The sequence below is a fragment of the Streptomyces sp. NPDC054794 genome (assembly GCF_053611585.1).
The window spans coordinates 35,527-45,794 of record NZ_JBSHAQ010000070.1; the positions used below are offsets into that span (position 1 = coordinate 35,527).

Below are 10,268 nucleotides of genomic sequence, written 5' to 3' on the forward strand. Positions count from 1 at the left end.
ATGACCGACCGGTGGGCACTCGCCCCGGCCGAGGACGGCGGCGCCGAGCTCGCCCCCCTCGGTCCGGACGGGCTGCCCGTCGGCCCGGTGCGGCGGGAGCCCGATCTCGCCGAGGCGGTGCGGAGCCGTCCGGAGGTGACGCGCTGGGTGTGGCGGTCGACCCCCGAGGTCTATCCGCGTCTGCTCGCCACGGGGGTGCGAGTGGAGCGGTGCTACGACATCGAGGACGCCGAGACCCTGCTGCTGGGCCACGAGGGGCGGTCGGGCGAGCCGCGTTCGGCCGCCGCCGCCCTGGCCCGCCTCCGCGGCGGCCCCGTACCGCCCGATCCGCCGCTGCGCTCGGCCGAACCGGGCGCGCAGTCCCCGCTGTTCGAGCCGCAGGGCGCCCGTCCGCCGCTCGCCGATCTCCTCGCCGTCTACGCCGAGCAGCAGCGGCGGCACGACCGGGCCGCCCACCCCGACCGGATGCGGCTGCTGACCGCCGCCGAGTCGGCGGGGATGCTGGTGGCCGCCGAGATGAACCGGGCGGGACTGCCGTGGAGCGCGGACGTCCACCGCGAGGTGCTGCGCGAACTGCTCGGCGAGCGGTACGCGGGCGGTGGCGAGCCGCGCCGGCTGGCCGAGCTCGCGGACGAGGTGTCGGCGGCGTTCGGCCGCCGGGTGCGGCCCGATCTGCCGGCCGATGTGGTCAAGGCCTTCGCCCAGGCCGGGATCAAGGTGAAGTCCACCCGCCGTTGGGAGATCGAGTCCATCGACCACCCGGCCGTCAAGCCCCTGCTCGAGTACAAGAAGCTGTACCGGATCTGGGTCGCGCACGGCTGGTCCTGGCTGCAGGACTGGGTGCGGCAGGGGCGGTTCCGGCCGGAGTTCCTCGCCGGCGGAACGGTCACCGGGCGCTGGGTGACCAACGGCGGGGGCGCGCTGCAGATCCCCAAGGTGATCCGGCGGGCCGTGGTCGCCGACCCGGGCTGGCGGCTGGTGGTGGCCGACGCCGACCAGATGGAGCCGCGCGTGCTGGCGGCCATCTCCCGCGACCCAGGGCTCATGGAGGTGGCCGGGCGCGAGACCGACCTCTACCAGTCCGTCTCCGACCGCGCCTTCTCCGGCGACCGCGACCAGGCCAAGATCGCCGTACTCGGCGCGGTCTACGGCCAGACCTCCGGCGACGGCCTGAAGAACCTCGCCGCGCTCAGACGCCGCTTCCCGGCCGCCGTGGCGTACGTCGACGAGGCGGCCCGGGCCGGCGAGGAGGGGCGGCTGGTGCGGACCTGGCTGGGCCGCACCTGTCCGCCTGCCGCGCGGACGGGCGAGGACGCGGCCGAGGAGGCCGGCATCCCCTCCGGGGAGGACGAGAGCGAGGACCGGCAGTGGGTCCCCGGCTACGCCTCCACGAACGCCCGCGCCCGCGGCCGCTTCGCCCGCAACTTCGTGGTCCAGGGCAGCGCCGCCGACTGGGCCCTGCTGATGCTCGCCGCGCTGCGCCGTTCCTGCGCGGACCTGGCGGCCGAACTGGTCTTCTTCCAGCACGACGAGGTGATGGTGCACTGCCCGAAGGAGGAGGCCGAGACGGTCGTGGCGGCGATACGCGAAGCCGCGGACCTGGCGGGGCGGTTGACGTTCGGCCGGACGCCCGTGCGGTTTCCGTTCACCACGGCGGTGGTGGAGTGCTATGCCGACGCGAAGTGATCAGCACGTGCCGCCGAGCAGCTCCCGCAGCTCGGCCACGACCTCCTTGGCGTCCGTGCCGTCCAGGGCCGTGAGCGCCGCGCGCCAGCTGTCGTACGCCTCCTTCGCGCGCCCCTGTTCGCGCAGCACCAGCCCCTGCTGGTGGCGGGCCAGACCGCCCATGTAGCGGTCGGCGCGGGCGTCCGCGCGGCGCAGCAGCTCCGCGCACTCGTGCCCGGCGCGTTCCGAGCGGCCCAGCCCGCGCAGCGCGCGGACCAGGCCGAGCCGGGTCTGGGACTCGCCGTGCCAGTCGCCGTGACCGCCGAGGATGCGCAGGCTCTCCTCGAAGTGCGTGGCGGCGGCCGCCGGTTCGCCGAGGGTGAGGTGGGCGTAGCCGATGTTGCAGCGCGCCGAGTGCTGCACGATGACGGCGCCGATCGCGTCGCCGATCGCCAGCGAGCGGCGGTGCTGCTCGATCGCGGCCCGGGGGTCGGTGTGCTCGTACAGGTTGCCCAGGTGGCTGTAGGTGACGGCCTCGCCGTAGGGGTCGTTCAGCTGCCGCGAGTATCCGAGGCTCCGCCGCAGCGCCTCTTCCGACTCGGCGTACCGGCCGAGCCCCTCCAGCAGCAGTCCGCGGTTGTTGAGGCAGCGGCGGATCCAGGAGACCACGCCGAGGCGCTGCCAGATGGCCAGGGCCCGGTCGGTGAGGGCCAGGGCGTCGTTCTGGCGGCCGGTCAGGAAGTGCAGCCCGGCGAGGTCGCCCAGCGCGTACGCCTCGGCGGCCGCGTCCCCGAGCCACCGCGCCGTCCCCAGGGCGGCCCGGCCGAGCACCTCCATCTCGGCGACGCGGCCGCTGCGCTGGACGTAGGGGAAGAAGAGGCGGATGAGCGTGGAAAGAGGTGCGAGAGGGGTGAGGGGGGCGGTGGCTGCCGGCGGGTCGGGGTGAGGCGGGGGCGGGTTCGGGTGGGAGTCCGGGTTCGCGCCGGAGTCCGGGTTGGCGTCGGAGTCAGGGCCGGCGTGGCGCTCCACCAGGGCCACGACGTTCTCCAGCTCCGTGTCGCCCCAGGCGAAGGCCTCTGCGGAGGAGGCGAAGGGCGGGACGGCCGCCACGTCGGCCGCGTGCTCGGGCGGCTGCGCGGCGGTCGGGCGGCGGCGGTCGTCCTGGTCGAGGCCGGGTTCGACGAGGGCGGTGAGGACGCGTTCGGCGACGGCGGCGTACCAGCGCAGGGCGGTGACGGCCGCCTCGGTGCCCTCGTCGGCGCCAGTGAGTTCGCGGGCGAAGTCGCGGACCAGGTCGTGGGGGGCGTAGCGGCCGTACGCCGTCTCCTCCAGGAGGGCCACGTCGACCAGACGATCCAGGGCGGCCTCGGCGCGGCGCTCGTCGGTGCCGGTGAGGCGGGCGATGAGGGGTGGGCCGTACGTCGGGAGGTCGAGGGCGCCGATGCGGCGCAGGGCGAGGGCCGCGTCCTGGTCGGCCTCGCGGTCGGAGGCGGCGAGGGCGTCGTGGGCGACGGCGAGCGAGCGGCGGACGCTCAGGTCGTCGTACTCCAGGTGGTGCAGGCGCCCTTCCGTGGCGGTCAGTTGGCCGGCCAGTACGTCCGGGGTGAGGGCGGTGCGGGCGGCGAGGCGGGCGGCGACGACGCGGAGGGCCAGCGGCAGGCGGCCGGTGAGGTGGACGAGGGGGTGGGCGGCGTCCAGGCTGTCGCGGCCGCTCACCGCGCGCAGGAGCGCCGCGCTGTCCTCGCCGGTCAGGGGGGTGAGCGGGAAGCGGCGGGCGCCGTCGAGGGCGGTGAGCGGGGAGCGGCTCGTGACGATGACGGCGCAGCCGGGGCCGGCCGGGAGCAGGGGGCGTACCTGAGCGGCGTTCGCGGCGCCGTCGAGGACCATCAGGGTGCGGGTGGGGGCGAGGAGGGAGCGGAGGAGGGCGCTGGCGGCGTCGGGGTGGTCGGGGATGCTGCGGGGAGTGGCGCCGAGGTCTCTGAGCAGGGCGGTGAGGGCTTGGGTGGGGGCGAGCGGGGGGACACCGGGGGTGGCGCCGTGCAGGTTCACGTAGAGCTGACCGTCGGGGAAACGGGCCCGGAGGGTGTGGGCCGCGTGGAGGGCGAGGGCGCTCTTGCCCACGCCGGCCATGCCGGTGATCACGGCGACGGTGTTCGTGGAGGTGAGGGTGTGGACGAGGTCGTTCAGTTCGGCGGTCCGGCCTGTGAAGTGGGCCGGGGGTGGGGGGAGTTGGGCCGGTGCGGGTGCCGGTGCCGGCGCGTGGGCGGGCACCCGTCCTTCGGCCGGGTCTGGGTTCCCACTCGCACCATCCGTACGGGAATCGTGGTCGGGTGCGGGTGGCCCCTGTGGGGTGTGCTCGCCGTCGGCGGGTGCCGGTTCGGTGGGGGCGGGCGCGCTTCGGGGTGCGGCTTCGGTGGTGGTGGGGCGCTGAATGGGCGCACCGTCGGTCGATGTGCCTTCCCCGTTGCGGAGGATCTCGATGTGGGCGTCGCGGATGGCCTGGCCCGGTTCGATGCCGAGTTCCTCGATCAGGCGGGTGCGGAGGTCTCGGTGGACGGCCAGGGCCTCGGCCTGGCGGCCGGTGCGGTGGAGGGCGAGCATGAGCTGGCGGTGGTAGGCCTCGCGCAGGGGGTGTTCGGCCACGAGCGCCGCCAGCTCCGGTACGAGACCGGTGAGGCGGCTGCCGCCGAGGGCGAGCTCGGCGTCGTAACCCCACTCGATCAGCAGCAGCCGCGCCTCCTCCAGGCGCTGCACGAAGGGGTACCCGCCGAGTTCGGTCGGCAGGCCGCTCAGCGGCGTGCCACGCCACAGCGCGAGCGCCGCCGCGCACGCGCGCAGAACGCCCGCCCAGTCCCGGCGGGCATGCGCGGAGCGCGCCTCGGCGCCCCGGGCGTCGAAGACGTGGACGTCCAGTTCGCCCTGGTCGACCCGCAGCAGGTATCCGGGCGACACGGCACGCAGCCGTTCGGGGTCGTCGAGGAGCCGGCGCAGCCGGGTGACGTGGTTGTGCAGCGAGGCCTGCGCGGACGCCGGAGGCGCGTCGCCCCACAGCGCGTCCTTGAGCGACTCGACCGAGACGACCCGGCCGGCCTCCAGCAGCAGCGCCGCGAGCAGGGCGCGCACCTTGGGGCTGCCGATCGCCCGCAGGAGATCGCTCTGGGCGGCCTCGGTCTTGTACGAAATACCGGACGGCGCACGGTCGTACAGCACCGGTGGTCCCAGCAGCCCGAACCGCAGCCCGCACCGCCGCATCACGCCGCCACTGCCTTCCCGCGCGGCCGGAACCGGCCGTGCTGCCCGCGGGCTCGCCCGCCGTCCCTGGCGGATTTCCGCCCTGTCCACGGCGATTTCCCGCCGCCCTGCCCCTGCCCGTACGGGCCGGAATCCGCTACGGTTCCGGCTTGTCCGCCCATTCTCCCGACGACTTCGCGCCAACCGCATCGCGGCCCCCGGGAGAACCGTTGGCCACATGTTAGCGATCCGTTGGTGCGCCCTGATGTGATCAATGCATCGGATCCGGCCCACCGGCGCGCGCATAATGCGCAGCTCGGGGGAGTGTCGCCGTAGGCCTGGTCCGGGGACGCAAGAGGGTCCCGGTCGGCGGAGGTGAACGACCGGGACCCTCGTCCCCTCTTCTTCCTCGCCCCTCTCGCGCCTCGCGCCCCCTCCCCCCTCCTCTTCTTTTCCGCTTCAGATCACCGGCGGGCGACCCAGCCTGGTCAGCCGCCAGACCGTCCGCCAGCGCATGGGGCGCCGTTCGCCGGCCGATTCGCGCAGGCCTTCCACGAACCCGCCGAGCCAGGCCCGCAGCCCGGACGCCGACCGGGTGCGGACCAGGGTCAGCAGCGTCCACACACCGAGGTGGACCGGGATCAGCGGGAGCGGCAGTCGGCGCCGTGCCAGCCAGACCCGGTTGCGGGCGGTGACCCGGTAATAGATGGCGTGCCGGGCGGGCGAGGTCTTCGGGTGCTGGAGCAGCAGCTCGGGCGCGTAGAGGATCTTCCATCCGGCGTCGGCGGCCCGCCATGCCAGGTCCGTCTCCTCGTGCGCGAAGAAGAACTCGGCGGGCCAGTCCCCGATCTCCGCCAGCATCGTCATGCGCAGGGCGTGCCCGCCGCCGAGGAACCCGGTCACATAGCCGCCCCGCAGCGGGTCCGCCGCCCCGACCCGGGGGACGTGCCGCTGCTGGGTCTCGCCGTGCTCGTCGGCGATCCGGAAGCCGACGATGCCCAGGCGCGGATCGGCCGCGTACAAGTCCCGTACGCGGCGCAGCACATCGGGTGCCACCAGCAGCCCGTCGTCGTCCAGCTCCACCACGACGTCGACGTCGCCGTACTCCCGGAGCCGGGCGAGGGCCACATTGCGCCCACCCGGACAGCCGAGGTTGTCGTCGACGTCGATGGCGGTGACCTCGCCGGGCAGGGACAGCCACCGGCCGAAGTCGGGCAGCCGGCAGCCGTTCCCGACGATCACGATCCGGGTCGGGGCGACATCCTGCTTGGCCACCGACTCCAGCAGGGCGTCGACTTCGGCGGGCCGGTTCCCCATGGTCACCACGGCGACCGCGATTCTCGGCTCCACCATGCCCGTCACCCCATCCGGCAGACGGCGGCGTCCGCGTCCCTGCCGCGCGGCGCTCGCCGTTCACCAAGATGTTGCCTCAGGGCATGCGGTTCTCCCGACGCCGGTTCACTTTGCCGCCCTTTTGCTACGGTTTTGTACTGGCTCTCAACGCTTCCGCCATACGGTCACATGCGCTTCGAAGTAGTCGTACTCGCGCGGGTTCTGCCGGAGCACGCCCGCCTGGTCGGCCTCGTCGACGAGGGTGAAGTCCGCCTCCAGGAGCCGCTTCAGGCCCTCCTCGCTGGAGGTGTGGTCCTGGGCGGAGCCCAGCCAGGTGCCCGGGTGGCTGTACTCCGGGTACCAGGACCACGGGCAGGCGATCATCAGCAGGCCGCCGGAACGCAGCAGGTCCGTGCCGACGGAGAACTGCGCCAGACAGGCGGCCGGGTCGTCGACCCGGTCCAGCACGTTGGAGAGCAGCACGGCGTCGAACGCGTCGGACCCGCCCTTCAGCGTGCCCGCGTCACCGACCTCGAACCGCACCTCGGCCCGACCGTCGGTGGCCGGCAGACGCAGCTCGATGTCCCGGGTGAACGGCCCCAGTTCGGCGACGCTGAAGGTGCCGCCGCCGCTGCGGGTCAGGGTCTGTGCGATCTCGATCGAGCGCGGGCTGATGTCGACGCCGATGACGAGGTCCTCGGCCCATTCGCTGAGGGCGTGCGTCACGCCCCCGACGTTGCAGCCGACGTCGAGCACGCGCCGCACTCGGCTCCCGGTCCGCAGCGCGCTGTCCTGGAGCATCCGGGACAGCCGCCGCGGGTATCCGTGGGCGTCGGCGAGGGGATGGCGTGGGCGGTCGAACACGTCGTCGACAGCGCCGTAGTGCATGAGGAGGTAGCGGGATATCTCCCGCGACTTGTCGTAGGGCAGGCCCGTCTTGTCGTCCCCGAACAACTCGTCGCTCTTCAGGAGGACAGGAGGCATCGTCGTCACGTCAACGCTCCGGTTGGATCGATTGGCTCGTGGGGTGTGGTCGTCGGTGCGGGTCGAAGACTTCGCTCAGTCCCGGGATCGGGGCCGCAGCGCCGGCCGCGCCCTTCGGGCGCCCTGGAGGGCGACCGCCAGTTCGGCGATGGTGGGGCTGGTGAAGACCTTCCGGACGGGCAGTTCCACGTCGAGTGCGGCGCGGATGCGGTTGGTCAGACGAGTGGCGAGGAGGGAGTGTCCGCCGAGGTCGAAGAAGCTGTCGTCGATGCCGACCGACGGCACGTCGAGGATCTCCGCGAACAGCGCACAGAGCATTTCCTCCCGGGCGTTGCGCGGGGCGCGGTGGGCGCTGGTGGCCGTGTAGTCAGGGGTGGGCAGGGCCTTCTGGTCGACCTTGCCGTTCGGGGTGAGGGGGAAGGCTTCGAGGGCGAGCAGCGCGGCCGGGACCATGTAGTCGGGCAGACGGGCGGCGAGTTCGGCGCGGATCTCGTCCGCGTCCAGCAGCGCACCGTCCTCCGGGATCAGGTAACCGACGATCCGCTTCTCGCCCGGCTGGTCCTCACGCAGGAACACCGCCGCCTGCGCGATGCCGTCCACCGCCGCCAGCACGGCCTCGATCTCACCCAACTCGACCCGGAAGCCGCGGATCTTGACCTGCGCGTCGGCACGCCCGACGAAGAGCAGATCACCGGTACGCGTCCAGCGAACCAAGTCCCCCGTGCGATACATGCGTTCACCCGACTCGTGCGGGTGCGCGACGAACCGCGACGCGGACTGGCCCGGCTGTCCGGCATAGCCCCGGGCGAGACCGGCACCGGCGAGATACAGCTCGCCCACCACACCGGGCGGGACCGGACGCAGAGCCTCGTCCAGCACCAGCAGCGTGGTGTTGTCGAAGGGACGGCCCAGCGGGACCAACCCGTCCGGCTCGTCGCCGGACGTCCACGGCTGCCCGGTCACGCACAGGGTCGCCTCCGTCGGACCGTACGTCGTACGGACGACGATCCCGGGACACGTCTCCAGGACCCGGCGCACGGCCGCCGCCGGCACCACGTCACCGCCGGTGGTCACCTCCACCAACCCCGACAACGCCTCCGGCGCCTCCTCCGCCAGCACCCGGAACAGCCCCGCCGTCACACTCAGATGCGTGACCTTGTGCCGGTCCAGCAAGGCAGGCGCCCAATCCCCCGGCGGCGCCACGACGATCCGCGCGCCCACCAACAGCGGCAGCCACACCTCGTACACCGACCCGTCGAAGGCGTGCGGCGCCTGGAACAGCACCCGCGCGTCCGCGTCCACACCCCACGACGGCTCACGCACCAGATCCAACACGTTCTGATGACTCACCGCGATGCCCTTCGGCTCACCGGTCGAGCCCGACGTGAACATCACGTACGCCAACTGATCGGGCAGCACCACCGGCCACTCGCGCGGAGCCTGAGAGCCGGCACCGGCGACGTCGTCGACGCGTCGGCCGTAGTCGGCCCACCGGTCGTCCACGAGTACGACGGGGGCGTCGATCCGCTCCAGCAACGCCTCGACCCGGGCCTTCGGATACGCCGTATGCACCGGCAGATACGCCCCACCCGCCAGCAACACACCCAACAGCGCCACCACCGCATCCGCCGACCGCTCCATCAGGACCGGAACAACCTGCTCCCGCCCGACCCCGCTCGCCAACAGACCGGACGCGACCGACTCCGCACGCGCCAACAACTCGCCGTAGGACAACTCACCGCCGTCCCACTCCAACGCCACCGCCTCCGGACACCCGGCAACCCGCTCCCGCAACACCCCCACCACACTCGACGCAGACGCAGCCGCCGGCGCAGTCGAAGACGCGGCCGAAGACAGAGACGCAGGCGGTGTCGCCACCGGTCCACGCCCTCTGACCAGCGCCTCCGTAACCTCCGCATCGGACAAAACCCCCAGTGCGCTCAACCGCGTCTCCGGGTCGGCGACCACCTGTCCGAGCAGCCGCAGCAGGCGGTCGCCGAACTCCTGCGCCGACACCCTGTCGAACAGATCCCGTGCGTACCCGACCACCAGGGCCAGGCCGCCGCCGGGTTCCTCGGCGAAGCCGAACTCAAGGTCGAACTTCGCCACGTCGAACGGCGCTTCGGCGAGGGTGCTGTGCGCCCCCGCCAGCTCCAGCAGCGGTTCCGGGGCGCTTTCCCAGGTCAGGGAGACCTGGAAGAGCGGGTGCCGGGACAGCGAGCGGGCGGGCTGGAGCTCCTCCACCAACAGGTCGAACGGCACGTCCTGATGCTCGAACGCCGCCAGGTCCGCCGACCGCACCCGCTCCAGCAACTCGCCGAACGTCGGGTTCCCGCTCGTATCCGTACGCAGCACGAGCGAGTTCACGAAGAAGCCGACCACATCGGTCAACGCCTGATCGGAGCGCCCGGAGACGACCGTGCCGAGCGGCACATCGGTTCCCGCGCCCAGCACATTCAGCAGCGCCGCCGAGGCCGCGTGAGCCACCATGAACGGCGACGCGTTGTGCGCTCGCGCCAACTCCCGCAGTCCACCGGCCAGTCCGACGTCCATCGGGAGTCGCACCTGGCCACCCCGATAGCTCGGCTGAGCGGGACGCGGGCGGTCGATGGGCAGGGCCAGCTCCTCCGGCATCCCGGCCAGCGCCGAACGCCAGAATTCCAGCCCGGCCCGCTCCGACTCCGCCTGCTCCCGCTGCCACAGCGCGAAGTCGGCGTACTGGACCGGAAGCGGCGTGAACGAGGGGGCCCGCCCGTCACGACGGGCGGCGTAGGCAGCGGAGAGGTCCGCTGTCAGCGGGCCCATCGACCAACCGTCCGTGGCGATGTGGTGCATCACCAATACGAGCGTCACCTCGCCGGTGGCCCCGTCCGCGTCCCCGTCGTGCTCGATCAGCTCCGCGTGGAACGGCAGGTCCCTCTCCAGGTGGAACAGGTGCCCGCACGCCGCGGACACCGCCTCCGCGACCTCCTCCGCCGTCGCACACCGCACCACACCCACCACAGGACGGGCATCCTCGACCGGCAACACCCGCTGCACCGGCTCCCCATCCACCT

At 73.0% G+C, this 10,268-nt stretch carries 5 protein-coding genes; 1 reads left to right on the forward strand and 4 read right to left on the reverse strand.

Going from position 1 to position 10,268, the window contains the following annotated elements:
- On the forward strand, positions 1-1,686 hold the full coding sequence (locus ACWGKT_RS43160) for a bifunctional 3'-5' exonuclease/DNA polymerase (RefSeq protein ID WP_453277997.1): 1,686 nt from the start codon (positions 1-3) through the stop codon (positions 1,684-1,686).
- On the opposite strand, the gene ACWGKT_RS43165 is transcribed toward ACWGKT_RS43160, so the two are convergent.
- The 4 genes from ACWGKT_RS43165 to ACWGKT_RS43180 all read right to left on the reverse strand — a co-directional run.
- Positions 1,687-4,917, reverse strand: coding sequence for a BTAD domain-containing putative transcriptional regulator (locus ACWGKT_RS43165; protein WP_453278002.1), 3,231 nt, complete (start codon positions 4,915-4,917; stop codon positions 1,687-1,689). It abuts the gene before it with no gap.
- A gap of 438 nt (positions 4,918-5,355) precedes the next feature.
- Positions 5,356-6,249 (reverse strand): glycosyltransferase family 2 protein, encoded by an 894-nt coding sequence (locus ACWGKT_RS43170; protein ID WP_453277998.1) that lies wholly within the window; start codon positions 6,247-6,249, stop codon positions 5,356-5,358.
- A gap of 144 nt (positions 6,250-6,393) precedes the next feature.
- Positions 6,394-7,212 (reverse strand): class I SAM-dependent methyltransferase, encoded by an 819-nt coding sequence (locus ACWGKT_RS43175; protein WP_453277999.1) that lies wholly within the window; start codon positions 7,210-7,212, stop codon positions 6,394-6,396.
- Positions 7,213-7,287: 75 nt separating this feature from the next.
- On the reverse strand, positions 7,288-10,268 hold a 2,981-nt coding region (locus ACWGKT_RS43180), incomplete at its 5' end, for a non-ribosomal peptide synthetase (protein ID WP_453278000.1).